The organism is Spirosoma koreense (genome assembly GCF_054777875.1).
In genome coordinates this window covers 472971-499742 of sequence record NZ_BAAHAC010000005.1, presented here as the reverse complement: position 1 = coordinate 499742, position 26772 = coordinate 472971, and the positions used below count along the sequence as shown (strand labels likewise).

Genomic DNA, 26772 nt, shown 5'->3' with positions numbered 1-26772 from the left:
TGTACGATCAGTAACAGAACCCGCGGTTCGCTATTTTTATGCGAACATCTGCCCACAACAACCAGTTGTGAGAACCATATGGGTTGCGTTTTCATGCTGCCAATCCATTCACGCTTTTTCGACAGCCAAGCTACTGACCGATGATGCACGAAACGGACGTACTGATCATAGGCGGTGGATTGGCCGGCTTAACGGCGGCTCTTCATCTGGCTCAGCAACACGTACGGGTCATCCTGCTGGAGAAGCACGCTTACCCACAGCATAAAGTGTGTGGCGAATACGTATCGAATGAAGTACTGCCGTATCTGCAACAGTTGGGCATCGACATCGACCCGCTGAAGCCGTCTCGCCTTCAGCGCTTTCTATTCAGCACGATCTCGGGCAAAACGATCGGGAGCGAACTTCCGCTGGGGGGCTTCGGCCTGAGCCGGTACACATTCGATCACTTTCTGTACCAGAAGGCTACCGAAGCGGGCGCCCGCGTGTTTCAGGAACAAGTGCTGGATGTTGTCTTCGAAAATGACGTTTTTAACGCAACTACATCAGAAGGAAACACGTATCGATCGACGATAGCGATTGGCGCTTATGGCAAACGGTCGAATCTGGACAAGCAATTGCAGCGCAGCTTTATTCAGAATGATTCGCCCTGGATTGGCGTAAAAGCGCACTACGAAGCCGACTACCCGGATCAGCTGGTGTCGCTGCATCATTTCGATGGGGGATACTGCGGCTTGTCGCGAGTGGAAGATAATCGCGTCAATGCCTGTTATCTGACCCATTACAGGAGTTTTAAGAAGCACCGGAATCTTATGACTTTCCAGCAGCAGGTGATGCAGCAGAATCCATGGCTAAAGGAGTTTTTTTCAAAAGCGACTCCGCTCTTTGACAAACCCCTGTCGATCAGCCAAATTTCGTTCGACCGGAAAGAGCCGGTGGAGCAGCATATGCTGATGTGTGGCGATACGGCGGGGGTCATTCATCCGCTCTGTGGCAACGGGATGGCCATGGCCATTCACAGCGCCAAGCTGGCGTCTGAGCTGATCCTGGATTTTTTGGGAGGTAAACTGGCAACCCGACGGCTCCTGGAACAGCAATATCGTAAAGTCTGGAACGACGCTTTTCAAAACCGGCTGACAACGGGCCGGATTGTGCAGTCGTTTCTGCAGCATGGTACATCCACCGCCGTTCTGCTCAGAAGCTTACAACTGCTCCCGGCCGCTTTGCCCCTACTGATCCGACAAACCCACGGCAAGCCTTTAGTAGCCCGGTGAGTTATACCATTTAAAAACGACGAACAGGAACGAATGCTCGTACAAACCCGGTACCGGACATCCCAGGAAGAAGTAATGGACAATTTTTCGCTGGAAGGCGACGAATTGCGGGATGCCCTCGATAAGATTGCTGTTATTAACCAGTGGCTGGGTGGCAACCGCATTACCCTGGATGGCATCGACGAACTGCTCATAAACTGGCCCGAAAGCAAAACCCTGTCAGTCATCGATATTGGATGCGGCAACGGCGATATGTGCCGGGCTGTAGCCGACTTCCTGACACGCCGGGGCATATCGTTTTCGATCGTTGGCATCGATGCCAACGCCTTTACCATTCGCCACGCCGAAGCCATTTCGACGGCCTATCCGACGGTTTCATACGCCGTGATGAACGTCTTCGAGCCTGATTTTGCGCGCCAGACTTACGACATTGCCTTGTGCACCCTAACCCTGCATCATTTCTCCGATCAGGAAATTTTGCACTTAACCAGCCTCCTGACCAACAATGCCAGACTGGGCGTTGTTATCAATGATTTACAACGCAGTGCATTGGCTTACCGGCTTTTTCAACTCATTTGCTTTGTGTTTCGCCTGAACGACATGTCGAGAGAGGATGGTCTGGTTTCCATTCTTCGCGGATTCAAACGGCAGGACTTACAAGCCTTTTCCCGACAATTACAGCTTCAATCATACCGGATCAACTGGCGGTGGGCGTTCCGCTATCAGTGGCTTATCAAAAATATATGAGTGTAAAAATTACGGCAGCCGCCAAAGCCTTACCTCCGTACTGGCGCCAGACAAAAGACATAGTACCGTTTCTGGACACCTGGCTCGCGGGGCAGGAAAGCCGGTTTCAACGAAAAGTCAAGAAGATATTCGAAAATGCCGCCGTCGACAAACGGTATTCGATCATGACGCCCACGGAGGTTTTCAGCCGAACGTCGTTCGAAGAAAAAAACGCCATTTATATCCGAGAAACCATTAAACTGGGCGAAACGGCGTTTACCAACGCGCTCAAAAAGGTCAATTGGCAACCTACGGATATCGACTATCTGATCACGGTGAGCTGCACCGGGATCATGATTCCGTCGCTGGATGCTTACCTGATCAATAGCTTGCAGATGAAGCAGGATGTAGTCCGGTTACCGGTAACGGAAATGGGCTGCGTGGCCGGGGTATCGGGCATCATCTACGCCAAGAACTTTCTGAAGGCTAATCCCGGCAAGCGCGCGGCTCTGATTGCCGTCGAATCGCCGACGGCTACGTTTCAACTGGACGATTTTTCGATGGTCAATATCGTCAGTGCGGCTATCTTTGGCGACGGGGCCGCCTGCGTGCTGCTTTCGTCGCACGAAGACGACCACGGTCCTGAGGTAGTGGCGGAAGAAATGTATCATTTTTACGATGCCATTCACATGATGGGTTTCAGTGTGGTCAACAGCGGTTTGCAGATGATTCTGGACAAAGACGTGACCGACACGATCGAAGCACATTTCCCGGCTATCGTGCATCCGTTTCTGGCGAAGAACAAGTTAAAAATTGACGATATCTCACACCTGATTTTTCACCCCGGCGGCCGAAGAATTGTGGACGTCATTCAGGAATTGTTCGGGAAGCTGGGAAAAAACATCGACGATACGAAAGAAGTGCTGCGGCTCTACGGAAACATGTCGAGCGCAACGGTTCTTTACGTCCTGGAACGGTTCATGGATAAACAACCCGAGAAAGATTCGTACGGGCTTATGCTGAGTTTCGGGCCTGGCTTTTCGGCGCAACGGGTTTTATTACAGTGGTAAGCGAATTCAAAGATAAGAATTACTGGGCTGTCATTCTCGGAGGAAGCAGCGGATTGGGTCTGGCGACCGCCCGCAAGCTCGCCCGGCACGGCATGCACCTTTGCCTGATTCACCGCACTCGCCGGGCCGACTTACCGACTGTCGAACTGGCTTTTGCCAGCCTGGAGGCCGAAGGCATTCAGGTGAAGCACTATAACGTCGACGCTACCAACGCCGAGAAACAGGAAGTCGTCATTGCGGATCTAAAAGCAGTTCTGCAGAGCGGTGGCAAAGTGAGAGCGCTGATTCATAGTCTGGCAAAAGGCAATCTCAAACCGATGGTTGCCGCGGATCGGGCCACGCTCAAACACGATGATTTTCAGTTGACAATCGAAGCGATGGCCATCAGTTTATACGACTGGACCAAACGCCTGCTGGACGCTTCGTTGTTTGCCGCCGATGCCCGCGTCATTAGTTTTACCAGCGAGGGAAGCACCAAAGCCTGGCCCAACTACGCGGCTGTGTCGGCGGCTAAAGCGGCTCTGGAGGCTATTTCGAGAAGTATAGCGCTGGAGCTGGCGCCGTTTGGTATCCGGTCCAACTGCCTCATGGCGGGCGTGACCGATACACCTTCGCTGCGGCTGATACCGGGTGCCGATACGCTAAAAGCGCAGAGCCAGCAACGCAATCCGTTTGCCCGGCTGACTACGCCGGAGGATGTAGCCAAGGTCGCTTATCTGCTCTGTACCGACGAAGCCGCCTGGATCAATGGCACCGTCATTCCGGTCAACGGGGGCGAACACCTTCGATAGGTTAATGAATAATGGATAATGAACAATGTATAATTGTCTGCGGTCCTTACCATTATCCATTGTACATTATTCATTATACATTTGGTTAACCTGTGTCGCCATTTGACTATATCCTCGAGCAACTCCCCTACCGCAAACCGTTTCTGTTTGTCGATACGCTGCACGCGGTCGATGAAAACGGGGTTGAAGGGAGTTATACGTTTCCGGCGGATTCGGCTTTTTATGAAGGTCACTTTCCCGGCAACCCCGTTACGCCGGGCGTTATTCTGACGGAAGTGATGGCGCAGATCGGCGTCGTCTGTCTGGGGATTTTCCTGTTGAACGCTTCATCGGTAGACGATCTGGCCATTGCGATGACCTCGACGCAAATTGATTTTTACCGACCTGTTTTTCCAACCGAAACCGTTACGGTTCGGTCGACAAAAGTGTACTTTCGGTTTCATAAATTAAAATGCAACGTAACCATGCTGAATGATCGCGGGGAGTTGGTTTGTCGGGGAACCATATCGGGTATGATGACCCAAAAGCCTCATGCGTAAGCGGGTCGTTATCACCGGGCTGGGCGTAGTGGCTCCCAATGCCGTGGGCGTTCCTGCGTTTCGATCGGCCATCCAGGAAGGACGCAGCGGAATTAGGTTTCAGCCTGATTTGGCCGAACTGAAATTTTCCTGCCAGGTTGGTGGGGTTCCGCCCCTTACCGACGCCATTAAACACCAGTACTTTACGGACCTACAGTTGCATCAGCTCACGAGCAGCGGAGTTATCTATGGTGTCATTGCAGGTAAAGAAGCCTGGCAGCACGCCGGTCTGCCCGTGGCAGCTGAGGAGCCCGACTGGGACAGCGGGATTGTGTTTGGAACCGGCATGCTGGGCGTCGATAAATTCCGGGAAGCCATTTACAAAGTCGATCAGGGCCAGGTCAGACGGCTGGGCAGTACGGTGGTTATCCAGACCATGACGAGTGGCGTCAGTGCCTATCTGGGGGGCATGCTAGGGTGCGGAAATCAACTGACGGCCAACTCATCGGCCTGCGCTACGGGCACAGAAGCGCTCCTGATCGCCTACGACCGCATCGTTTCGGGCTCGGCCAGGCGAATGCTGGCTGGCAGCTGCAGCGATCACGGCCCCTACATCTGGGGAGGCTTCGATGCCATGCGGGTGCTGCCTTACCAATATAATCAGGACCCGGAGCGCGCTTCCCGGCCCCTTAGCGCCACGGCCAGCGGCTTTGTACCCGGAAGTGGGGCTGGCGCCCTGGTACTCGAATCGCTGGAAAGCGCGCTGGAACGCGGGGCCGTCATTTATGCCGAAGTGCTGGGTGGACATGTAAATTCGGGTGGACAGCGGGGTAGCGGTTCAATGACAGCCCCCAACGCCGAGGCCGTAAAACGGTGTATTCGACAGGCACTACAGCAGGCCAGGGTTCTGGCCAGTGAGATCGACCTGATCGATGGGCATCTGACGGCAACCACCAAAGACCCCGACGAAGTCAGAGGATGGGTCGATGCGCTGGGGCGTTCCGGACTGGATTTTCCGTATATCAATTCGTTGAAATCGATGGTTGGCCATTGCCTGAGTGCAGCCGGTAGTATCGAGTGCGTAGCGGCTGTGCTGGAGTTGGCCGAAGGCTTTCTTTATCCTTCCATCAACTGCGACGATTTACATCCGGCTGTTGCGGCCCAGATTTCTTCCGGGCGGATACCCCGGCAGTTTACCCGAAGCGATATCAACCTGATTGCCAAAGCTAATTTTGGTTTTGGTGACGTCAATGCGTGCGTCATCCTGAAAAAATTCAACCCCTGAACAACTCATGCAAACAAAAGAGGAATTGATCACGACCTTAAAACAGATTGTCAAACCGTACGTTCAGGATGAGCAGGCGTTCGAAAACGTCAATGAAACAACGGATTTTATTAAAGACCTGAAAATCAATTCAGCGAACCTGGTCGACATTGCGCTGGACGTGGAAGAAGCGTACGACATCGAAATCGACAATGCTTCTATGGAACGCATGCTGACCGTGGGCGCAGCCGTCGATATAATATCGCAGAAGCTGGCCGAAAAATGATCGGAAACGACATTGTCGATCTGGCGCAGGCCCGTCGGGAAAGCAACTGGCGACGGAAAGGATTTCTGGACAAGCTTTTCACCCTTGCTGAGCAACGGCTTATAAGAAACGCCGACGATCCTGACGCGCTGGTTTGGACGCTCTGGAGCATGAAAGAAAGCGCTTATAAGCTGGTGGTTCAGGAAACCGGCCAGCGTTTTTTTGCGCCCCATAAGCTAATCTGCCGCATCGTCAGAACCGATGCGACCTCGATAGCAGGTTATGTTTCGTACCAGAAAACGTATTCGACCCTCTCCACTCTTACAGATCGGTATGTTGCCAGCGTAGCATTCCCCGTAGTTTCTCACCTGCTATTTAACCAGGTCGTCATACCATTCGAACAAGCTGATTATCAACACCATCGCACCACTATCCGAAAAAGAATCAAACAATTTTACGCAACCCGCTTTTCTATTTCCGAGGACAGAATCGATATTCACAGCGATGAACTGGGTATTCCGTCGCTCATTGTCCGCGATCCGTCGGGCAATTCGTCCAGCCAGGTTATCAGTCTCAGCCACCATGGCTACTACGGCGCTTTTGCCCTGACACAGAAATCGGATGAAGTTCTGAAGCGGTTCTGTACAGCCGCTTTGTCGTGCAGTAATCCCATCCTATCTTATGAATGTAGTTATTATTGAAGACGAAAACCTGACCGGTAAACGACTCGAAAGTCTGCTTCACAAATACGATCCGGACATTAGCGTATTAGCCCGAATTCCGTCGGTCGCCGAAGCCGTTAGCTGGTTCGACGAGCACAGGGCTCAGGGAACGTCGGCACCAATCGATCTGGTGTTTATGGATATTCACCTGGAAGATGATCTGGGCTTTCGCATCTTCGAGCAAACCGAGCTGATGACGCCCGTTATTTTTACAACGGCCTACGACGAATACATGATCCAGGCCTTTAAAGTGAACAGCATCGATTATTTGCTCAAGCCCATCAACTACAACGAGCTGGTAGCAGCCATCGAAAAATTCAAAGCCCTGAAAAAGCAGTTCGGGCATGCAACACCGGCCGCGCCGGACCTGGAAATGCTGATCAACCTGATCGGCAAATCGAAGCAGACCGATTATAAAGAGCGGTTCATGATCACGGTCGGCACGAAAATCCGTAGCATCGAAACCGCCGAAATCGCTTATTTCTACCTGGAAGAAAAGGTCGTTTTTCTGGTTACCAAAGATGGTCTGTCGCTGCCCGTCGACTACAGCCTGGATAAACTCACTCAACTGCTCAATCCACGCCAGTTTTTCCGCATCAGTCGCCAGTTTCTGGTTTCGCTGGCGGCTATTCAGACCATTCATGCCTTTTCGGCGGGCAAACTCAAGCTGGACCTGGTACCTAAATCCCGCCAGGAAGTGTTCGTCAGTGGCGACCGAATGACCGAGTTTAAGGAATGGCTGGGGAAATAACCCATCCCATATGTTATGTAGCACCGCTTGTCCCGGTCGGGTTAGGTAGCCGCATATACCCGACCGGGACAAGCGGTACTACAAACTACTTTACACGTTGATCTGCCGCTGGCTGTACTTGGCAATTTTGTAGAACAGTTCCTTCGGGTTGAACGGCTTGGTCACGTAATCGTTCATACCGACCAGTTCGGCCCGGTCCCGGTTGCTGAACGTGGCCGAAGCTGTCAAGGCAATGATGGGCACATCGAAGTTAAAATGCCGGATCTCCTGTGCGGCCGTGTACCCATCCATAATAGGCATCTGTAAATCCATCAGCACCAGATCGAACTGCCCCGCACGGCATTTATCCACTGCGACCAGACCATTCTCGGCGGTATCGACCTCGATGCCCCACATCGTCAGGAATTTTAGGGCTACCTTAACGTTCACGGGGTAATCTTCTACCAGCAAAATCTTTAGCCCTTTCAGGGTTTTGTTATCTACTGCATCGACAACAGAGGCCACGGGGGCGGTAGCATGGCTGATGGCCAGATCGAGCGTGAACGAAAACGTGGCTCCTTTGCCTTCTTCGCTCGTCACGCTGATGGAGCTGCCGTGTAATTCGAGCAGTCGCTTCGTGATCACCAGTCCCAGCCCCGTCCCGCCGAACTTGCGAGTAGTGGCCGAATTCGCCTGGGTAAACATGGTGAAGATGGCCTGCTGTTTTTCCGGCGCAATCCCGATTCCGGTGTCCTGCACCGACACGTAGATAATGGCCCGGTCTTCGGTCCGGTTTTCGAGCGCGAGTTCGATGGTTATGGTTCCCTGATGCGTAAATTTGATGGCGTTGGAAACCAGATTGGTCAGCACCTGGCCGATGCGCAGCGAATCGCCGACGAGCGAATCTGGTATGTCGTCGTCGACCATGAGCCGAATCCGGTTGCCATTTTCCTGTGCTTTAGCCTGCTGTGCACGCTTGATATTCGAAACGAGGTGTTTCAGGTCGAAATTGACCGCTTCCAGTTCAACTTTTCCGGCTTCGATCTTACTGAAATCCAGGATGTCGTTGATCAGCGCCTGCAGGTGTTCGATCGAGAACTGAAGGGTTTTCAGGTTTTCGGTCAGCGCCGGGGGTACTTCTTCCTGAAGCATCAGATAGGTCATCCCGACGATACCGTTCAGGGGTGTCCGAATTTCGTGGCTCATCATCGACAGAAACTCCGATTTGGCCTGCGTAGCCTCTTCGGCTAGTTCTTTGGCGTGACGCAGTTCGTCCTCGATGCTTTTCCGATATTCGATCTGACGCTGCAAAAAGCCCACCAGCCCAACCAGGTTACCCGGGTCGAAGTCGGTAATGGACTCACCTTCGGGCACCTCGATCAGATGAATGGCTTCCATCAGCTTTTCGACCGACTGACGACGCTGACTGACTTCTTCCTTTAATTTTTGGTTGATGTCGGAATATTCCCGCTCATTCAGCAGAGCCGAATGTTCGAGCAACTCTTTATCCCGATCCGAGTTCAGATACGATTCGTTGACGGCCTGGATAAAGGCCTGAATGTGCTCGTCCTGTAACTGATCGGGGGATAAATGTCGGTTGATCTGACGCTTTAAAATTTTATGTAGAGAGTTTATCTCCATATCATTGTTCGGATAGGATCGTGATGGTCATGGTTTGATTATGCAGCTCACCCGGCGAAGCAGGCCCGGCCGGCGCAATCTCGCCGTACGAATAAAACCCGGTCATCACGGGCTGACTACCGAAAATGTCCCGGGCCACTTCAATCTCTTCTTCGGTTCGCTGGCCCAGCACCAGTTTTCGACCGACACAACTGATCAGCAGCGCCAGTTCGGGCGTTCTGCCAAGCTGCTGAAGCGACCGCTGAGCGGCCGTAGCCGAAGCTTCCACCAACCGATCCAGATTGGCCCGCATAAACCGTACCCGCGCCCCCTGCGGAATATCGCCCGCAAACGTCATGCTGTTCGAACTCTCGTCGATCGACAGAATCGTTCGCACCAGCGGCTGCGAATCGGGCGTTACCCGAATCGATAAGGGAAACAGCAGGGCCGTACCCGGCAACCCATCCGCATATTTTCCGAGATAATCTTTGTAGAGATCCAGCGCTCCCCGATCTTCAATCTGATACAGCTTGTTGTAGGCCGATCGGGTCACTTCGCGCTCCGGTCCGAACACGTCCCAGCCACCCATCGAACCATGCCCGATCCGGAGTTCCGATCCATACAACCCAACCCCGACTACTTTACCCGATTCAGGGTTCTGATTGACACCCACCAGCGTTCGCTCGAACCGGTCGGCATCGCCTGCCAGCCCGCCGATTACGGGCACCAGTCGGTTCAGAAACTGATTACAACCTTCCGTTAAATCGCTACCGTTGACCAGGCCCCCATCGGATATCAGCAGGATAGCGGCCAGGTTTTCATCGTCCAGCGTACGGGCAATCTGCTCGCCCGCCCGGTAACTTTCTTTGTGCTCCGAAATATCGATCTGAACGGTCCGAACGGTAGTTCTTTCGAGTTCTATAGCTGTAACGGCCAGAGTTTCGTCGTACACTTTGTCGGAAATAATTTCTCCCGATGTCGAATTGATGATAATGTGCGCCGTTGGGTAAAGCTGGCGCAGGTGTTCGTAGGGACGAGTTGTCTCCAGTATTTTTCGTCCGCCAAAGGCTAATACCAGTTGCACCGCTCCGGCTGAGAAACCAGGCGTTTCTGAAATCGTTTCCCAGCTGCCGTTCGCAAATCTGGCCTGCCCTATTTTCATGATGAGGTAAAATGTATCCGTAAAAATAGATATGAACGATATAAACCAAATTACCGAATAAAAAATAAGTATGCTATCTGCTAATATACAAATCCTTGGTATACACCAAAAATGAAATATGGAGAATATAAAGACGGGCATTTATAAGTGGACAGCCCGAAATAAGATCTTTTAAGCCAGAAGCTCTTCGCAACCGAAACCTAATGGCTTAGGTGTAGTTAGCAAAACCGTATCTTTGCGCTATGGATACCCCCGAGAAACCCTACCGACACCGTGGACACCGCTCCGACACCCAACTTACCGTTTCGGAGCCTGCTCAGCTTATGTCGTTTTTAGTGGCGCAATTGCCGCACAAAAATCGAAACAACATCAAATCGCTGTTGCGCAACAAACAGATTCTAATCGACGGAAAGGTTTATACGCAGTTTAACCACCCCTTGCAGCCGGGCCAGATTGTGACGGTAGCGGCCAATCGCGCTCCTGAAACGACCCAGTACCGCGGGCTGACGATTTTGTACGAAGACCTGTATCTGATCGTGATCAACAAACAGGCGGGGCTGCTGTCGATGGGTACGGATAAAGAACGTGACCGCACAGCCTACAGCATTCTGAGCGATTATACAAAGAAAAAAGATCCTAAAAACAAGATATTCATCATTCACCGGCTCGACCGGGAAACCTCGGGGGTAATGATGTTCGCCAAGAGCGAAAAGGTGCAGCGGCTGATGCAGGAGTCCTGGAACGCCACGACCAAACAACGGACATACGTAGCCCTCGTGGAAGGCGTACCCGAACCGTCGCGCGGAACGATTACGTCGTACCTGCGTGAAAGCAAGGCGCTGATTGTGTACTCCAGCCAGAATCCGGAGCACGGTCAGTTGTCCATCACGAACTATAACATACTGAAAGCCAGCGCCGATTACGCCCTACTGGAACTGGAGCTGGAAACCGGGCGTAAGAACCAGATTCGGGTACACATGCAGGATATCGGCCACCCGATTGTGGGAGATGCCAAATATGGGGCCACGCATAATCCTATCGGCCGGCTTGGCCTTCACGCCCAAGTACTCGCTTTCGAGCATCCCATTACGGGCGATCCGATGCGGTTCGACACACCGGTTCCGAAGAGTTTCCTGAGTCAGGTAAAAGAGCGCGACTGAGCCGGTTTGAAAAGTGGCTGTTTACTTTCTGTCATCCCGACAAAGGAGGGATCTTGAGATATCCTTACTAGAGAATTGGGGAAAATTAAGATCCCTCCTTTGCCGGGATGATAAAAAAAACCTGCTAAACAGCTGCTAATAAATTAGTTATCTAAAAAATACCCAGATTAACGTTATTTGAAAACCCGGTATCGGAGCAGCACCCAGATGGCTTCGAGGCCATCGAACCAGGAAATTTTCTTTCCTTCGGCAATCGAACGTGGGTAGTAACTGATGGGCAGCTCTTTGATGCGGATACCCCGTTTGGCTACCTTGGCTGTTACCTCCGGGCAAAACTCGAACCGCGTGCATTCGAGCGGAATGGAGCGCAGAAAGTTGGTTTCGAACACTTTATAGCAGGTAGGCTCGTCGGTAAGCCGCTGATTGTAAAGGATATTGGCCAGGAATGTAACGACCTGTCCACCAATGTAAAAGCTCATGTACGAATGGCGGTTTTCCCGATTGAGAAACCGCGAGCCATAAACTACTTTTTCTTTTCCATCAATAATCGGCTGAATAAGCGCCCGGTAGTCCTGTGGTTCATACTCCAGGTCGGCATCCTGCACAATGGCAATGTCACCGGTCATGTGCTGAATAGCCGTACGAATAGCCGCCCCTTTCCCCTGGTTATGTTCGTGATAAATCACCTTCACGTTAGGAACGGATTGGTACGTGGCCAGTCGGTCGCGGGTGCCATCGGTTGAGCCGTCATCGACGATGATAATTTCTTTGTTTACCGGTACAGCCTGGACTTTTTCGAGTAACGTATCAATGGACTTAATCTCGTTGTAAGCGGGAATCAAAACAGATAGTAACATAAAAACAAAGATAAGCGAAAAACAACCCAACCCTGGCGTGTTTACTTCCGCAGCCAGTACCGCATGCCAAAGTCCGGATTATCTACAGGCACAAAATGAGCGTTCAGACCTGCCCGCAACTGCCGAAGGGCATACGCGTTGGCAGGTTGATTTACCGTAGTACTATCGTCGATAATGCTCGACCGATTGCCAAAAATGACCAGTTTCAGATTCGTATCGGCCAGCGCCCGGCCGTAGGTATCCGGATGAGATTTAATGTAATGGGTGGTCTGCATTTCGGTGTGGATGAACGGAACGTTGGGCTCCCGATCCGACACAAAATATAGGTTCATGGCATTGTCAATAATGAGCGCTTTTCCGGTCGGTCCGGTCAACTGACGAATGAATTCGCCGGTTTCTTTTTCCCATCCGTAGTCGGTCAGGCTGATCAGGCGTCGGGCCGCTGCAGGACGATATAATAGCAAACTGGTAATGACCAGCAAAAGTGCCACTACACCCCCGATTATCAATCCGCGGGAAGTTCCCTGCCGTTGTGAAAACTGGTGAGAGAGCCATTGATCGGCCAGGAAGCCCAGGTGGAGCGATAGAAAAACCGCTGCCGGAAAGAAATAATGGCTGGCCTGGGTTTTCAGCATGGCGATGCTTGCGAAAGCGGCCAGGATGAGCACCAGCCAGAGCGCGGGTGTTTTCTGATACAGCGTTCGGTAAGGGCGCTGCCAGACCAGCACCGCCGAGATCAGCAGCAATAGGAGCAGCCAGCTCAGCTTGATCAGAAATTTGGTCAGGAACAGAGTGTGCGAGGGGTACCCGCCAAACGGATAAATATACGTCCATTCGAGGTGTTCCTCCAGGCGCCCCGTAGCATAGAAATACAAAGCCGACAGCCCCAGTGGAACGAAAAAGCCCAGTAGTACCAGCATTCCCCGGCCGACCATGGGCCAGAACGTCAGCCGGCCCGTTAGCCAGAGCAGGCCAATAAAGGCCCCGAAACCCGCTACATAGAAGGCGGCTACGCTCTTGAAACACATGGCCAGGCCCAGCAACAATCCGGCTCCGAGCCACCGCCACCAGGGGTATCCATTGCGGCTGATTACCAGCGTAAAAGCATTCAGTCCAAAGAGGGCAATCCAGCTTTCAGGCTCCAGAAAATTCATTTCCATGAAACAGCAGCAGGCGGCCGTCAGCCCTACCGCCACCAGAGCTGCCCGCTCGCTAAACAATCGGGCGGCACACCAGGTTGAAACCAGTACACCCGCAGCCAGCAGCGTAATCAACGCCGAAATGCTCACGTGATTGTACCCACCCAACAGCTTCAGCAAGACATTCGTTGACGAATACAGCAGATACGATTTTGTCGGAATGAAATCGTAGAGCGCATGCCCCCGGTCGAGCGACCGGGCGATGATCAGGTATTCATAGGCGTCGTAGCCGTACCCGGAATTATAGGCAAACAGAAAGAAAACAGGACAGAAACAAGCTAAAAACAAAAACAACCGCGTCATATAAACCCGAAACAGTGCATCGAATGGTGCGTATTACCGGGCAAAGGTACTGGTTTACCAACAAGGCACCTATCCGAACCAGCGGCTTTTTATCCACCGCAAACGGAGTAACGGACCGGCCTGAGAAAGTTGTAGCTACTCGCAGTAAACGAATTATCCCTTTTTCTTCCCGACCGTATTTTCTGTATTCGGCAACCAAAAATCGGCATTCGGCCAGATAGTTTTTCCACTCCGGACCCGCTATCGCACCTTTGAATCACTAATTTTAAAATTCCCATGAAAGCGTTTATCTTATCTTTACTCATCGTTAGCTCTACTGTATCGTTGGCTCAGGTGTCGGCCCCTACTACGACTCCCGCGCCGGGCAACACGACAGCCCCGACACCAGTGGCTCCTCCACCTGCGGCCGTACCCGACCCGTTCGGTACGACGCCCGCTGCAACGAGCCCAACCACTTTTACGGCACCCGGTGGGCAAAGTGTCATCCCGGATCCATCAGCACCCAGTGTGCAGCCGCAATCGGCTCCCACGCCTTCTGAGTCGGAACCGCTCGCCCGCGGAAACGCCAAAATCAGCGGTATACTCATCGATTCGACTACCAGCAAGCCCGTCGAGTTTGCAACCATTGCGTTGATCAGTACGGCAACCAACAAACCCATCAACGGAACGACGGCCGACGCCAACGGGAAGTTTACGATGCCCAGGCTGGCGCCGGGCAAATACCGGGTTCTGTACACCTTCATCGGTTATAAAGACAAGCGCAGTAGCATCATCACCGTCGATAAAGGCAGTGACATCAACCTGGGCACGATCAAACTGACGGCCGACATTCGGACGCTGAGAGAGGTAAACGTCGTAGGTCAGGCAGCTATGATCGAAGAGAAAGTGGACCGGCTGGTGTACAACGCCGATAAAGACATTACGGCCAAAGGGGGCGATGCCACCGATATCATGCGGAAAGTGCCGATGCTCTCGGTCGATCTGGACGGGAACGTCAGCCTGCGCGGTAGCAGCAACGTCACGGTACTGATCAACAACAAACCCAGTACGATTGTCGCTAGCAGCGTAGCCGACGCGCTGAAGCAGATTCCGGCCGATATGATCAAAACTGTGGAAGTGATCACCAGTCCATCCGCTAAGTACGATGCAGAAGGATCAGCCGGGATCATCAACATCGTAACCAAGAAAAACACCCTGCAGGGCGCTACCCTCGACCTAAACGGCGGTGTCGGTAACCGGGGGAGCAACCTGGGCGTAAACGGCAACTACCGGGTTGGCAAAATGGGCTTTTCGCTCGGTGGGTTTGGCCGGGCCGAATACAATGTAAAAGGCTCGTTCATGAACGACCAGAGCACCCGGACGTATGATCAGGCGACCAACACATTCTCTCCCTTTACCCGAACGGTCCAGACGGCCAATACTCTGAGCCAACGTCTGTTCGGTAACTACCAACTAGGCTGGGATTATGACATTGACAAGAACACGTCGCTGACGGCCAGCATCCGCTATGGCGCCCGCAATGGTCTTCAGCAACAGAATAACCTGCTGACCCAGACGACGACCCCGACCGGTTACTTCCCGATCATCAACAACCGGAACGTCGATACGAAGGACTTATCAGGAACGATCGACGCCAACGTGACCTACACCCGGACGTACAAGCCCCAGCGTGAGCTGAGCATTATGGCGCTCTACAGCCGGAACAACCGGACGAATAATTTCATCGCGGACATTCTGAGCAATGCTGATTTCCAGACGATTGCGTCGCGGCAGAAAAACGACAACTACAGTTACAACCAGCAGTCGACCCTGCAACTCGATTACCAGACGCCGATCAAGAACAACCAGCTCATCGAGTTCGGGGCAAAAGGCACGTTCCGTCAGGTAAACAGCGAATATCAGTACTACGTGTCGAGCGGAGAAGGCGATTTTGTGGTCGATCCGACTCGCCTGGGAAATACCCTGTTCTATGACCAGAACATTGCCGCTACTTATTTATCGTACACCCTGACGACGAAAAGTAAATACACGATCAAAGCCGGGGCGCGTTATGAGTACACGTTCATCGATGCGAAGTTCAGCAACGAATCGGCGGGGCAGCTGACGAACATTCCGGACTATGGTAATCTGGTACCGAGTGTTAACATCTCGAAAAGCCTGAAAGGTGGCCGGATTATCAAACTGGCTTACAACCGCCGGATTCAACGGCCGGGTATTCAGTTTCTGAACCCGAACATCAACTCTTCGAACCCGACCAACATCACCATCGGTAACCCGTATCTGTCGCCTGAACTGACCGATAACGTGGAGTTCAGCACCAGCGGCAACATCAAAGGGGTTTACCTGAACGCATCCTTGTTTGCCCGCCGGACAAACAATGAAATCACGGGAGTTCGTGATGTGTCGCAGCAAAGCTTCGGCGATGTAACCAACCCGGTGCTGCAGCAGGTAATTCGTACGACTTACCAGAACGTAGGTCATGAAGACGCCGTTGGGCTTAACCTCTTCGGAAACGGCACGCTGTTCTCCAAACTGCAACTGGGTGGTGGAATCGACGTTTATCACGTCACGCTGAACAACAACAACGCCAACCCGGTTTATTCGGCTTCCAATTCGGGCTGGGTAATCGGTGGCCGGATTCAGAGCAGTCTGTCGCTCAGCAATGGCTGGGGCTTCCAGCTCTTCGGCGGTGGGCGTGGTAACCAGGTGCAATTGCAGGGCTATCAGAGCAGCATGTATTTCTACAGCCTCGGGGTTCGGAAAGAGTTCAATAACAAGAAAGCGAGCCTGGGGCTTGCCGGCGAAAACTTCCTCAACCATCCGTTCACGCAGAAAGGCGAGCTGTCTTCGCCCATCCTGACGCAGAACAGTCAGACTAGCTTCTACAACGCCGGGGTACGGCTCACGTTCAGCTACAAACTGGGCAAGATGAGTTTCGATCAGCCGCAGAAGCGTCGGCGCTCGGTTGACGATGATCTAAAAAGTGATGACAACGGCGGCAACGACAACGGCGGCCAGCAGCAACAGCAGTCGTCGCCGTCGGGCGGACGTGGTGGACGCTCAGGTGGCGGTGGTCGCTCAGGTGGTGGACGTCAGTAAAAAGAATTTAAAATCGGATTTTTAAGATTAGGTGGGAAATCCCTCCGGCATTGCCGGAGGGATTTTTTTGGCAGTCAGAAGTTTCAGAGCTTTCGTTATGAGTCGTGCTACGGTTTCGATGATACGAATAGCAACCGTAGCACAACTTATCGCCAAAAGGCTGAGACTGAACAATGTACTCCTTATAATTGTCCTTTATTTAATCCATTCAAACACATTTACAACCCATCTGTCTATGAAACCTAAAAACCTGGTTAGTTTATCCGTTGCAGCCGTATTTGTAGTGCTCGCTACTACTGGCCTTTTAATTTATTTTGGGCAGGGTTCTCATATCGTCGAACATACCCACGCCTGGTTCGGTATCCTGTTTTTTATGGCGGCCGTCTTTCATATCGTCAACAACTGGCCGTCGCTGGTTGGTTATTCAAAAAATCGCCGGACGGGTGGTCTTCAGAAAGAACTCATTCTTCCCGTCATCGTGGTGCTGCTATTTGCCGCTGGCATTGGCTTCGATGTCCCCATTTTCGACAAACTGGCCAATGCCGGAAAAAACCTGTTTAGGAAGGATGCCCCTAAAGACGAACCGATGCCACAGGCTAAAGTCGATTCGATTGCCCGGTCTGTCGAACTGGCCTACGCCACTGCATACAGCAAGGGCGATACGGCTGCTCTGGCCACCCTAATGCCGCCCAAGACCTCCCTGACGACCGAAGCCGGAACGGTTCTGCACGGATCGGATATTCAGCAGAATCTGCTGAAACGCACAACAGCCGAGACCGTTACAGCCAAAGTCGATAAGGCTGAAGCCATTGATGATCAACTAATTATTGTACGGGGTACGTCTACAAGCTCGCTCACCAAAACCCCGTCGGTTTATACGCACGTGCTGAAAGAACAGGGGCGCAAATGGAAAATTGTGGCCGCTCAGCAAGCGTATCCGGCGGTTCAATAAATCCGCACTTTTTAGGGTCTTTATTCATCATTCTGGCTTGTTACTCTCTGTGATTTATCGGGTCATAAGTGACGGTTCGGGGCATAGACTCTATTCCTGAAACGTTCGGAGTTTGCCACAAAACAGCTCGGTCAGGCGTATGGTCGATACAGGCTTTAGTGGCCTGAGCCGGCTACTAGCGCCGTTTTCCTGAATCTATCATTTACCGACTAAACAGTTAGATTTTTCTCGGTTTTGGCTCAACTAGTAAACTCTATTGACTATTTATAAGTTAGCCATTCGTGAGTCCCGTTTCACTGCCTAAATGAATCATTTTTTACGAAAAATAAGTCTGGCCTGTTTGCTGTTCATTGCCTGTTTACTGACGGCAATGGGTCAGACCAACTATACCATTTCGGGACGCGTAACCGATGCCGCAACGGGTGAAGGAATACCGTTTGCCAGCATCGCCGTCAAAGGTCAGCCGACGGGTACGACATCGGATGCAGACGGGCGTTATTCCTTGCGCATTAAGCAATTATCCGACTCGCTGGTGGTTCTGAGCTTAGGCTACGGCACACGTTCCTACCCGATCCTGGAGCTTGCTACGCAGGTTATCGATGCGCAGCTGCGGGCGGCAGCAACCAAACTGCAGGAAGTGAAAGTATACGCTAAAGGTGGGGATCCGGCTTATCGGGTCCTCCGCGAAGTGGTACGGCGTCGGGATCAGTTCAACCCGGCCCAGCTTCAGGCGTATCAGTACGACAGCTACACCAAGATCGAAGGGTATATCAATAACTTCGCCCAGAAACGCACCAGCAAACGAAAAGGAGGTCCTATTGCCCGCTTACTGGGTAAACTCCCGGCCATAACCGACGAGAACGGCCAGCCCGCCATTCCAGTGTTTGTGTCGGAAACCTTCTCGAATTTTTACGCCCGCAGTAACCCCGATAAGATCAAGGAATTCGTACAAAAGTCGCGGGTAACAGGCGTAGGCGTGAGCGATGGCGGACTCATCTCGCAGTTGACCGGGGCATCTTTCCAGCAGTATAATTTTTACCGAAACTCACTTTTTGTCTTTCAGAAAGATATTCCATCGCCGATTGGTAAGCAGTGGGAAACGGTTTACACGTTCCGGATGAAGGACACCGTGGCGCTGGGCGAAACGGTCTGTTATGAAATTGAATTTACGCCCAAACGAGCTACCGATCTGGCATTTACCGGAACGGTCTGGATCGATACGCTGGCGAAAGCGCTCAGTAAAATAGATGCCCGGGTCGATAAACGCGCCAATATCAATTTTGTCGAAGAGCTGCGCATGGAGCAGGAATGGGAAATTTTGCCTTCGGGCCTGCACTTTCCGACGCAGACGCAGGTAACCATCGACACCGACCAGCCCCTCCCCCGTTCGCCGGGAGCGATCATTCGGTTTTTTGCTAAAGCCAGCCACATCACCGGCAACGAGCCGAAAGACATTGGTTTTTATAGCCCATCCATCGAATTGTCGGACAACTACCGCGAAGCCGACGCGGCTTTCTGGCAAAGCGTTCGACCCGATTCCCTTTCACCAAACGAATGGCGGGCCATGCGGGTCGTCGATTCGGTTCGGAACGTGCCGTTTATGAAAGTAGCGGGCGAAATAATCAAGATCGGCGTACTAGGCTATAAACCGTTGGGTAAGCTCAATATCGATCTGGGGCCGATTCTGTATTCCTACGCTAATAATAACATCGAGGGCAACCGGTTCCGGCTGGGTTTGCGCACCAACACGGGTTTTAGCCGCAAATGGTTGCTCAGCGGCTACCTGGCCTACGGCACTCTGGATCAGCAGTTCAAATACAGTCTTAGCGTCGACTATATTTTGAGCCGAAAACCCTGGACTGTAATGGGCTACCGGCACACCTACGACCTGGAACGTATTGGCGTATCGGCGGATAACATCGGCAACAATTCGCTGTTTGCGGCTTATTCCCGCTTCGGCACCATTCGTCGGCCTTATTTTCAGGAAGAAAACCTGTTTTACATCCGCCGGGAAATGGGCCGGGGGTTCACCCAGACACTGGCTTTGCGGAGCCGGGGGTTCGAACCGTTGTTTCCGTTTGCGTTTCAGCCCCAGGCAAAAGACGACAATCAGACCGTACGGAGCATCTACCAAACCACGGAGCTGATTTCGGAAACCCGCTTTGCGCCCGACGAGGTCATGCTTCAGAATGACAATGTGCGCGTCAGTGCAGGGGCCGTTCGCAAACCGATTTACACCCTGCGCTATACCCTCGGCCTTCGGAACCTGATGGGTGGCGATTTTGCCTACCAGCGAATTGCAGTAGGCATGAAGCACTCCTTCCGGATGGGCATTCTGGGACGCTCGTACTACTCATTCGATGCAGGTATCATTCCGGCCACGGTTCCTTATCCGCTGCTGTACACGCCCCTGGGCAACGAGTCGTCGTTTTACGTCGGAAATGCCTATAATCTGATGAATTATTTCGAGTTCATCTGCGACCGCTGGGCTTCGGTGCAGTGGGAACACAATTTCGGTGGCCTGTTCTTTAACCGGGTCCCGCTGCTTCGCCAGCTCAAGTGGCGCGAACTCATCACAGCCAAAGTACTGACGGGCAGTGTTACGGCCAGCAACCTGGCCATGATTCCGGCTACGAATGCCGCCGGTCAGGCCGTTGAAGGGTTTAGTTCCCTGAATAAGATACCGTATATCGAGATTGGCTACGGTATCGACAATATTTTCAGAGTGCTCCGGGTCGATGCCATTCACCGGCTTACCTACCGGGATAATGTCGGCCGGACGGGCGTTCCGGTTACCCCCTTCGCCATCAAAGTATCGGGCTGGCTATCGCTTTAATCTACCAACCAGCTAAGTAGCTGATTGGTAGATTAAAGCGATAGCTTAACTATAAGCAGGCTTATCGATATCCGGTTTGGGGTTCGGATTTCGGTTAGGATGCGTCATACGCACATTGGCCGCGGGCTCATCTCCGTCCATGTATTCGTCTTCCAGGGCGTCTGGAGCCAGTTCTTCAGGATCGATCTCGCTACCCGGTTCGTTGCTGTCTGATCGGTTGCCCAGGCCCGCCGGGGAAATGGCCTGTTTAGCTCGAATGATGTCTTCTTTATCCTGATCTTCCATAACGTTTTTCTGTTTATCGTTCAGATTCGTTTCAAGGCATTGGCCATGAACCGTGGCAGGGTCCACGGCTAATGCTGTTGTATTAGCTCTAACCGCTGATATAGGGTATTGTTCGGAAGCGATCGAAAGCTTATTAAAATTCAGCAGGAATTGGGCGGCTCCTGGTCTTTCCGGTAGTTTTACGCACCGGTATTCGCAATACGTCGTGGAATGAAATCAATTTTGACTTTCCTTGCAGGCAGTGTTCTTCTGATGGCGCTCGTATCCTGCAGCGCTACTAAGCCTTTAGCCCGCTTAGCCGATACCTACTGCATTCCGTCAGTTAAATACAATTACAAACCTGATTTGCTGCCGAATCCGGCGGTTCAGGCGCTATTACGAACAGATAGCAGTTTAACCCGACGGTATACGCAACACGATCTGCTGCTGGCTAATGCAACCGGAGTTTTACCCTTGCTACGGGAATTGACCGCCCTGGAGCAGCTTGCTGGCCAGGAAGTCCGGCTGGCGATTCTGGAGAAACGACAGCAGATTCTGAATCGGCTCCTGCTGGCTTCCACGCAGATTGCGGGCTTTGCCGCCGAACTGGATTGCGAAGGGGAACGCGCCGATCAGATTGCTACCTATCTGGACCAGCGCGATACCCGGCGTATCCGGCGACTGACGATTCTGTCGGTGGTCATCGGTGCGGCTACTACCGTTGCCACAACCCTGATTCAGGCCGACGAGGCAACGAAAGCGGTCGGTATTGGGGGCGGGGTTATTAGCGCCGGTTTCGGTGGCCTGGCCGCTTTTTCGTCGAATCGTACCGTGTTCGTTAACCACCCCCGGAATCTGCTCGCCGACATCTGGTATCGGCCCAACCATTCTGCGGTCTACCCGCCTGTCGTTTGGTACGTGCTCAACGAAAAATTATTCAGCAATGAAGGGCGGTACTCCATCAGCCACAACATTCGTCAGCGCTGGGAAGCGTATGTGCTGAATGATACCTCCAACGACCAACAACAGGTTTATTTTGGTAAGGGCGGAAATTACCAGGCCGACGACCTCCACAATCGGGCCAATATGCTTAACCAGCTTCAGTCGTCTGTCCGGTCGATCGATCAGGATTTGCAGAGTCTGATTCTGGCCATAGCGCAGTGAGGGCTGCGTCAGTGAATAACCGTCAACTGCCCCCGGTAGGTAATAGGCACCGACGGATCGCCCGTACGGATCTGGTAGGTGTAAATGCCCGATGTTACCGACGTTTCCTGGTAAGTGCCGTTCCAGGGCTGGGTATATCCTTTGGAAAAGTAAATCAATTCGCCCCACCGATTGAAAATCGACACCTCGCAGTTTGGAAATGAACTGATGTTCGGAATTACCCACGAGTCGTTCATGCCGTCGGCATTAGGCGAAAAAGCAGACGGAATATACAAAGGTTCGAAGACTTCCACCAATACAGAAAATGTGGTAGCGCATCCCAATCCACTGAGCGCTGTCAACTGATAGGTTGTCGTTTCAAGTGGAGTCGCCAACGGGCTGGCAACGTTGGCCTGCGACAAGGTTGCGGGCGGCTCCCAACGGTAACTGCTGATGGGCACATCGGCTCCGGTCATCAGTTGAACACTGCCTCCTTTCCCAACATTGTATAGAGTCTGGCCGGTTACTTTCGGTCCGTCGACAACGGTTACCCAACGACTTTGTCCGACACGACAGCCCTGGCCCGACACGACGGTGTAGGTTATCTTGTGCTGCCCGATACCGGCCGCCGTCGGGTCGAACTGGCTGCCCGTTATACCATCTCCCGTAAAGGTGCCGCCGGCTGGTTGCCCGCGAAGTTGCACGGCCGGACTACCCGTACCGCAGACGGGCCCGACAGAATCCAGTTGCACCGCTGGACGGGTATATTGGGTGAGCGTCAGTGATGGTGAAGCTGCCGTACAGCCCGACGGAGCCGTTATAGTCACCTGATAGGTTCCGGCCTGACGAGCCTCTATCTGCCCGGCGTTATCCATGATACTCGTCAATCGGGTTGTCCCGAGTTGCCAGCTAAACCGGGAATCATTTTGATTGCTGATAGCCCTCAGCTGAACGGAATCATCCGGGCAAAAGACCAGCGACGATGCCGTTAGCTGGACAACTGGGCGCGCGTTCATCGTTACGGTCAGGCTATCTTTACCATCGCACACGGCCGAAGCGGACTGGGTAAACACTGTATACAAACCCGATTGAAAAACTCGTAGCGTAGCGCGCTGTTCGCCAGCTAGTGTCGTCCCATTTCGGCTCCAGCGGTATTGCGCGTCGGCTGTCCCGCCGGCCTGAATCGTCAGCGTATCACCCGTGCAGTACGGTTTTGATCCAACAAGTGACAAACTAACCGGCGAGCTGGCAACGAAAGAAACCTTGACCGCCTGCGAAATGGTATCGTTCGCACACACGTTCGCCTGACTTTTCACGACGGTATAGGTACCCGAGGCTTTTACCGAAAGCGTATCGGCCGTAGAGCCACGCAGGTTCGTGCCATCCTTTTGCCACTGATAGGCCCATACAGGATTCTTTTCGACAGTCAGCGCCAGCGGTTGTGTACTGCACCAGGTAAGTTCGGACACCGGTTTGCCATTGGCCAATACGACGGCCGGTGGAGGGGTATTTTTCGAACAGTCGACAACGGGTAGTTGAAAATCGCGACGGATAACACCGATACGAACCCCGTTCCGGAACTCTTCACATTGCACGGTAAACAGATATAGCCCTTCCTGAGAGGCACGAACGCTTAATTGCCCCGTCGTTTCGTTGATCGACAGGGGTGGATTGCCAGGGATAATATTATTCAGGCTATACCCTGACGCCCACATAACCGTCGGGTAACTGGTGCGGGGCTCATTGCTCGTACTGTTGGGTGCCGTGCGGGTTGTATACCCGTTGAGCGGTGTTACCAGGCTGTACTTAAGCTGATCGCCATCGGCGTCGGTGGCATCGACATTGAAGGTAAACGGCTTGTTGAGACATATGTAGCTGCCGTTTGGTAAGCGAAAGTCCGGAGATGAGTTTTTGAACTGAGCACCACTTTTGGTCATTGGTGGAAACTCCAGATAAAACGTCATCGCAGCCCCCGCGGTCGTCGTCGTGATGATATTAGTCAGCGCATCGTTTCGACAGCAACGTTCCCACACGATGTAATACCCTCCGGGATCGGTATACTTACCTGGATTGAACTGATGGGTGGTATAATACCGGGCCTGAGTGAAGCTTAGCTGACGCAGGCTAGCACAGGCCGCGTTATCGAATGTGAGTGGTAGCGTTTCCTGGAGATCCATAACGAGCGAATCGACCAGAATCGGATTTTGCTTTCGATAAATCAGCAGTGTAACCGATGCGTCCCGGTTTCCTGAGCTGGTTTTGGTTTCATCCCAGTACTGATTTAGCTGCAAACGAAACAGCCCAGGAGTCGATCCTACAGCCTGCATGGCCATGTCGCCCCCAATAATGTGCGTAGCCTGGCAATTGACTCCTGCCAATAGAGCCAGTATCATTATGGCTGTTTTCATCGGCCAGCCATCCCCACTAATCAGTACCCGCATCCGTCCCGTATCGATTTACCCATCCATAGTTAAAACAGCATTGAATATAATCGAATTGATCTGGATCGCAATCAATACTGCTGAGTATTTATGGCCCGGCCAGCCAGGGAAGGGTGCAGGAAAACCGCAGGGAGTTGCCAGGGAAGGAACAACTCAACCGGGCGCGTTATTTCGACAGGAATCCGCGGGCAATCAGGTATGGAATCAATAGCCACAGCAGCCCCTTGATCAGAAAGAACAGGAAGCCCAGCCAGCCCATTCGTTTGAGCCAATATTTGAATCGCTCATTCATGAAGCAAATATAGCGATTTCACCCAGTGCCCGATTAGTATTCCTGCTGGGCATTCCTGAAAGGTCAGACACATGTCATTGGCACCTATTTACTCACGAATGAAACTCATTTCCGTTAAAATATGTCGAAATATAAGCCACTTTAACGAGTTGCTAGTTTGATTAAAAAATGAAACCGTTTTCCGTATGAATATTGCAAAACACAAAGTAGCCGCTATCCATTACACCCTCCGCGACAGCCAGGGGAATATACTGGATTCGAGCCAGGGGAGAGATCCACTCTATTATTTGCATGGGGCTCAAAACCTTATTCCAGGCATGGAAGAAGGCCTGGAAGGTCGCTCTAAAGGGGATAAGCTTAAGCTGGATGTCGCTCCTGAAAAAGGGTACGGCAAACGTGATCCAAAACTGGTAGAGGAAGTACCGCTACAGGCTTTTGGCGGCCAGAAAGTTGAAGTCGGGATGCAATTCGAAGCAAATAATGGTCAGGTCATTACGGTTACGAAGGTAGGGCCGGAAACCGCCACTGTCGATGCCAACCACCCACTGGCCGATCAGAACCTCCATTTTGATGTAGAAGTCGTCGATGTACGCGATGCTACCCCCGACGAACTAGCTCACGGACACGTCCACGGGCCAGGTGGGCACCATTGATCGATACGTTTCAGTTTCAACGAAATAGCCCGGTTCTCTGGTGAGAACCGGGCTATTTCGTTGAAACTGAACGAAAATAAAAAGGTCATTGCCTTACTTACGTAAGTAAGGCAATGACCTTAACGTATAGAGCCATTGAGAAAGCTTAGGCTACGTGAAGACCTACGCCGTCGCTGACAGAGCCAATTTTCAACGTCAGTTGTTTAACGCTCCCTAACGTTTTAAGCTTAGGGCTTTGGTAAGCCTTCTTTCCAGAATTATGCTGATTATTCAATGCGATCTTAGTCATTACTTTATTTCTTTTTAGGTTATTAATCAGTTTGTGTCTTGTGGCTGTAGGTACAAGTTATTGTACTACAATACGGTGCTTCCGTACATTACCCCGTTCTTCGACCGTTAAGACATAAACTCCAGCGGATAGTTTCGAAGATGTGCTTACCTGAGCTTTGGTTTCTTCCAGAGCCGACTGTTTAACACTCAGTTCACTACCACTCGCATTATATAACCGTAATACTGCCGTAGTAGGCTCATCTAGATCCAGCGTAAACTGTTGGCTCACTACAGGATTCGGATAAACGCCGTACTTACCGTTAATCTCGACTGATTTAGCCTCGAACGTCTGGCTGGTGCCGTTCAGGTCTACCTGCCGTAGGCGGTAATAGCTCCGGCCCCGTAAAGGCGCGTTATCGATAAACCGGTATGCGTTGATGCTATTGCTGGTACCGGCCACGTCTGTCACCTGACCCACTTGGTCAAAGCTCTTAAGATCTTTGCTGCGCTCAACGATGTAGCCTTTGTTGGCCCGTTCCCAAGAGGTGCTCCAGTTCAGCAGAACCGTCTGATCCTCCTGCGCTTTCGCTGTGAAGCTTACCAGCGAGACCGGCAGTTCGGTTACGTTCGTATGCGTGTAGATCGAGGCAAAGTCGTTATCGGTTGGCTGGGGGTTAGCCGACGGGTTAGGGGCAATGTTACACGAGGCTCCAATGTTGTTGACCGTGGTGGTCGAAGATGCTTCGGTTACTATCGCCGAGAGGTAGATATCGAACACAGTCGTTGCCGGAATGGCCAGATTAGCCTTCTGAGCGCCATCGATACAGCCCGTAACGGGGTTGATACTGATGTCGAAGTAGGCCAACAGGGGTCCGGTAATCGCAACACTGGGATCACCATTGAGGGCGCACTTGCTCAAACAGATACCGAAGTTCATGCGGTTGGCCGCGCTGGTACCCGAGATAGGCACGGCACCGTTATTGCCAATGGTAAAGGTCATCGAAAAAGGAGAGCCGACGTTTTGCAGGGGAGCAGGTTGCAAATCCCGGCTGGTGACGGCTGGGTCCGACCCCCGCTGGGCGAAGCTACTCACCCCCATAAACAAAGTGAACACCCAAAGCAGAGTAAATTTAATCTTAATCATAGTTTTCAGGTTTTAAGTGA

At 52.2% G+C, this 26772-nt stretch carries 23 protein-coding genes; 15 read left to right on the top strand and 8 right to left on the bottom strand.

Going from position 1 to position 26772, the window contains the following annotated elements; translation table 11 throughout:
- Positions 1–140 precede the first annotated feature (140 nt).
- The 9 genes from ACYVC2_RS07855 (at position 141) to ACYVC2_RS07815 (ending at position 7378) form a co-directional block, all read left to right on the top strand.
- Entirely contained in the window at positions 141–1271 is a 1131-nt protein-coding gene (locus ACYVC2_RS07855; protein WP_461101752.1) for an NAD(P)/FAD-dependent oxidoreductase, read from the top strand.
- Between the two features lie 33 nt (positions 1272–1304).
- Positions 1305–2018 carry a methyltransferase domain-containing protein gene (locus ACYVC2_RS07850; RefSeq protein ID WP_461101751.1) on the top strand — a complete coding sequence of 238 codons (714 nt, stop codon included), beginning with the start codon at positions 1305–1307 and terminating at the stop codon, positions 2016–2018.
- On the top strand, positions 2015–3067 hold the full coding sequence (locus tag ACYVC2_RS07845) for a type III polyketide synthase (protein ID WP_461101750.1): 1053 nt from the start codon (positions 2015–2017) through the stop codon (positions 3065–3067). Before ACYVC2_RS07850 ends, ACYVC2_RS07845 begins: the two co-directional genes overlap by 4 nt.
- Positions 3061–3858: an SDR family oxidoreductase gene (locus tag ACYVC2_RS07840; RefSeq protein ID WP_461101749.1), complete on the top strand. Its 798-nt coding sequence runs from the start codon at positions 3061–3063 to the stop codon at positions 3856–3858. Before ACYVC2_RS07845 ends, ACYVC2_RS07840 begins: the two co-directional genes overlap by 7 nt.
- A 92-nt stretch (positions 3859–3950) precedes the next feature.
- Positions 3951–4397 (top strand): 3-hydroxyacyl-ACP dehydratase FabZ family protein, encoded by a 447-nt coding sequence (locus tag ACYVC2_RS07835; RefSeq protein ID WP_461101748.1) that lies wholly within the window; start codon positions 3951–3953, stop codon positions 4395–4397.
- Positions 4390–5661: a beta-ketoacyl-[acyl-carrier-protein] synthase family protein gene (locus ACYVC2_RS07830; protein ID WP_461101747.1), complete on the top strand. Its 1272-nt coding sequence runs from the start codon at positions 4390–4392 to the stop codon at positions 5659–5661. Before ACYVC2_RS07835 ends, ACYVC2_RS07830 begins: the two co-directional genes overlap by 8 nt.
- A gap of 7 nt (positions 5662–5668) precedes the next feature.
- Entirely contained in the window at positions 5669–5926 is a 258-nt protein-coding gene (locus tag ACYVC2_RS07825; RefSeq protein ID WP_461101746.1) for an acyl carrier protein, read from the top strand.
- Positions 5923–6606 carry a 4'-phosphopantetheinyl transferase family protein gene (locus ACYVC2_RS07820; RefSeq protein WP_461101745.1) on the top strand — a complete coding sequence of 228 codons (684 nt, stop codon included), beginning with the start codon at positions 5923–5925 and terminating at the stop codon, positions 6604–6606. Before ACYVC2_RS07825 ends, ACYVC2_RS07820 begins: the two co-directional genes overlap by 4 nt.
- Positions 6587–7378: a LytR/AlgR family response regulator transcription factor gene (locus tag ACYVC2_RS07815; RefSeq protein ID WP_461101744.1), complete on the top strand. Its 792-nt coding sequence runs from the start codon at positions 6587–6589 to the stop codon at positions 7376–7378. The genes ACYVC2_RS07820 and ACYVC2_RS07815 overlap by 20 nt, the downstream gene beginning before the upstream one ends.
- A gap of 90 nt (positions 7379–7468) precedes the next feature.
- Here the strand turns inward: ACYVC2_RS07815 and ACYVC2_RS07810 are convergent, their stop codons facing one another.
- Complete coding sequence (locus ACYVC2_RS07810; RefSeq protein WP_461101743.1) at positions 7469–8998, bottom strand: ATP-binding protein; 1530 nt, start codon at positions 8996–8998, stop codon at positions 7469–7471.
- A 1-nt stretch (position 8999) separates the two neighbouring features.
- Positions 9000–10139 (bottom strand): FIST signal transduction protein, encoded by a 1140-nt coding sequence (locus ACYVC2_RS07805; RefSeq protein ID WP_461101742.1) that lies wholly within the window; start codon positions 10137–10139, stop codon positions 9000–9002.
- 242 nt (positions 10140–10381) lie between these two features.
- On the opposite strand from ACYVC2_RS07805, the gene ACYVC2_RS07800 reads away from it, so the two are divergent.
- A complete protein-coding gene (locus ACYVC2_RS07800) occupies positions 10382–11299 on the top strand; it encodes an RluA family pseudouridine synthase (RefSeq protein WP_461101741.1) in 918 nt (305 codons plus the stop codon).
- Positions 11300–11472: 173 nt separating this feature from the next.
- Here the strand turns inward: ACYVC2_RS07800 and ACYVC2_RS07795 are convergent, their stop codons facing one another.
- Both ACYVC2_RS07795 and ACYVC2_RS07790 read right to left on the bottom strand, forming a co-directional pair.
- Positions 11473–12156 (bottom strand): glycosyltransferase family 2 protein, encoded by a 684-nt coding sequence (locus tag ACYVC2_RS07795; protein WP_461101740.1) that lies wholly within the window; start codon positions 12154–12156, stop codon positions 11473–11475.
- Between the two features lie 41 nt (positions 12157–12197).
- Positions 12198–13658 (bottom strand): hypothetical protein, encoded by a 1461-nt coding sequence (locus ACYVC2_RS07790; RefSeq protein ID WP_461101739.1) that lies wholly within the window; start codon positions 13656–13658, stop codon positions 12198–12200.
- A 276-nt stretch (positions 13659–13934) separates the two neighbouring features.
- Here ACYVC2_RS07790 and ACYVC2_RS07785 point away from each other — a divergent pair, with 276 nt between their 5' ends.
- The 3 genes from ACYVC2_RS07785 (at position 13935) to ACYVC2_RS07775 (ending at position 20545) form a co-directional block, all read left to right on the top strand.
- Positions 13935–16757: a TonB-dependent receptor gene (locus ACYVC2_RS07785; RefSeq protein ID WP_461101738.1), complete on the top strand. Its 2823-nt coding sequence runs from the start codon at positions 13935–13937 to the stop codon at positions 16755–16757.
- A 235-nt stretch (positions 16758–16992) separates the two neighbouring features.
- A complete protein-coding gene (locus ACYVC2_RS07780; protein WP_461101737.1) occupies positions 16993–17709 on the top strand; it encodes a DUF4440 domain-containing protein in 717 nt (238 codons plus the stop codon).
- A 304-nt stretch (positions 17710–18013) separates the two neighbouring features.
- Positions 18014–20545, top strand: a complete 2532-nt coding sequence (locus ACYVC2_RS07775) for a DUF5686 and carboxypeptidase-like regulatory domain-containing protein (protein WP_461101736.1) — start codon at positions 18014–18016, stop codon at positions 20543–20545.
- 45 nt (positions 20546–20590) lie between these two features.
- Here the strand turns inward: ACYVC2_RS07775 and ACYVC2_RS07770 are convergent, their stop codons facing one another.
- Positions 20591–20830 (bottom strand): hypothetical protein, encoded by a 240-nt coding sequence (locus ACYVC2_RS07770; protein ID WP_461102319.1) that lies wholly within the window; start codon positions 20828–20830, stop codon positions 20591–20593.
- A 222-nt stretch (positions 20831–21052) separates the two neighbouring features.
- Between ACYVC2_RS07770 and ACYVC2_RS07765 the strand changes: the two genes are divergently transcribed.
- Positions 21053–21973 carry a hypothetical protein gene (locus tag ACYVC2_RS07765; protein WP_461101735.1) on the top strand — a complete coding sequence of 307 codons (921 nt, stop codon included), beginning with the start codon at positions 21053–21055 and terminating at the stop codon, positions 21971–21973.
- Positions 21974–21981: 8 nt separating this feature from the next.
- On the opposite strand, the gene ACYVC2_RS07760 is transcribed toward ACYVC2_RS07765, so the two are convergent.
- Together ACYVC2_RS07760 and ACYVC2_RS07755 are read right to left on the bottom strand one after the other, a co-directional pair.
- Positions 21982–24360, bottom strand: a complete 2379-nt coding sequence (locus tag ACYVC2_RS07760) for a gliding motility-associated C-terminal domain-containing protein (protein WP_461101734.1) — start codon at positions 24358–24360, stop codon at positions 21982–21984.
- 199 nt (positions 24361–24559) lie between these two features.
- Entirely contained in the window at positions 24560–24685 is a 126-nt protein-coding gene (locus tag ACYVC2_RS07755; RefSeq protein WP_461101733.1) for a hypothetical protein, read from the bottom strand.
- 185 nt (positions 24686–24870) lie between these two features.
- On the opposite strand from ACYVC2_RS07755, the gene ACYVC2_RS07750 reads away from it, so the two are divergent.
- Complete coding sequence (locus tag ACYVC2_RS07750; protein ID WP_461101732.1) at positions 24871–25338, top strand: FKBP-type peptidyl-prolyl cis-trans isomerase; 468 nt, start codon at positions 24871–24873, stop codon at positions 25336–25338.
- Positions 25339–25684: 346 nt separating this feature from the next.
- On the opposite strand, the gene ACYVC2_RS07745 is transcribed toward ACYVC2_RS07750, so the two are convergent.
- Positions 25685–26752 (bottom strand): T9SS type A sorting domain-containing protein, encoded by a 1068-nt coding sequence (locus ACYVC2_RS07745; protein ID WP_461101731.1) that lies wholly within the window; start codon positions 26750–26752, stop codon positions 25685–25687.
- Positions 26753–26772 lie beyond the last annotated feature (20 nt).

Excerpts from the sequence above, each read along its gene's own strand:
- ACYVC2_RS07855 (WP_461101752.1), top strand. The coding sequence starts at position 141 with ATGATGCACGAAACGGACGTACTGATCATAGGCGGTGGATTGGCCGGC.
- ACYVC2_RS07850 (WP_461101751.1), top strand. The coding sequence starts at position 1,305 with ATGCTCGTACAAACCCGGTACCGGACATCCCAGGAAGAAGTAATGGAC.
- ACYVC2_RS07845 (WP_461101750.1), top strand. The coding sequence starts at position 2,015 with ATGAGTGTAAAAATTACGGCAGCCGCCAAAGCCTTACCTCCGTACTGG.
- ACYVC2_RS07830 (WP_461101747.1), top strand. The coding sequence starts at position 4,390 with ATGCGTAAGCGGGTCGTTATCACCGGGCTGGGCGTAGTGGCTCCCAAT.
- ACYVC2_RS07825 (WP_461101746.1), top strand. The coding sequence starts at position 5,669 with ATGCAAACAAAAGAGGAATTGATCACGACCTTAAAACAGATTGTCAAA.
- ACYVC2_RS07820 (WP_461101745.1), top strand. The coding sequence starts at position 5,923 with ATGATCGGAAACGACATTGTCGATCTGGCGCAGGCCCGTCGGGAAAGC.
- ACYVC2_RS07815 (WP_461101744.1), top strand. The coding sequence starts at position 6,587 with ATGAATGTAGTTATTATTGAAGACGAAAACCTGACCGGTAAACGACTC.
- ACYVC2_RS07810 (WP_461101743.1), bottom strand. The coding sequence starts at position 8,998 with ATGGAGATAAACTCTCTACATAAAATTTTAAAGCGTCAGATCAACCGA.
- ACYVC2_RS07805 (WP_461101742.1), bottom strand. The coding sequence starts at position 10,139 with ATGAAAATAGGGCAGGCCAGATTTGCGAACGGCAGCTGGGAAACGATT.
- ACYVC2_RS07800 (WP_461101741.1), top strand. The coding sequence starts at position 10,382 with ATGGATACCCCCGAGAAACCCTACCGACACCGTGGACACCGCTCCGAC.
- ACYVC2_RS07795 (WP_461101740.1), bottom strand. The coding sequence starts at position 12,156 with ATGTTACTATCTGTTTTGATTCCCGCTTACAACGAGATTAAGTCCATT.
- ACYVC2_RS07790 (WP_461101739.1), bottom strand. The coding sequence starts at position 13,658 with ATGACGCGGTTGTTTTTGTTTTTAGCTTGTTTCTGTCCTGTTTTCTTT.
- ACYVC2_RS07785 (WP_461101738.1), top strand. The coding sequence starts at position 13,935 with ATGAAAGCGTTTATCTTATCTTTACTCATCGTTAGCTCTACTGTATCG.
- ACYVC2_RS07780 (WP_461101737.1), top strand. The coding sequence starts at position 16,993 with ATGAAACCTAAAAACCTGGTTAGTTTATCCGTTGCAGCCGTATTTGTA.
- ACYVC2_RS07775 (WP_461101736.1), top strand. The coding sequence starts at position 18,014 with ATGAATCATTTTTTACGAAAAATAAGTCTGGCCTGTTTGCTGTTCATT.
- ACYVC2_RS07770 (WP_461102319.1), bottom strand. The coding sequence starts at position 20,830 with ATGGAAGATCAGGATAAAGAAGACATCATTCGAGCTAAACAGGCCATT.
- ACYVC2_RS07760 (WP_461101734.1), bottom strand. The coding sequence starts at position 24,360 with ATGAAAACAGCCATAATGATACTGGCTCTATTGGCAGGAGTCAATTGC.
- ACYVC2_RS07755 (WP_461101733.1), bottom strand. The coding sequence starts at position 24,685 with ATGAATGAGCGATTCAAATATTGGCTCAAACGAATGGGCTGGCTGGGC.
- ACYVC2_RS07750 (WP_461101732.1), top strand. The coding sequence starts at position 24,871 with ATGAATATTGCAAAACACAAAGTAGCCGCTATCCATTACACCCTCCGC.
- ACYVC2_RS07745 (WP_461101731.1), bottom strand. The coding sequence starts at position 26,752 with ATGATTAAGATTAAATTTACTCTGCTTTGGGTGTTCACTTTGTTTATG.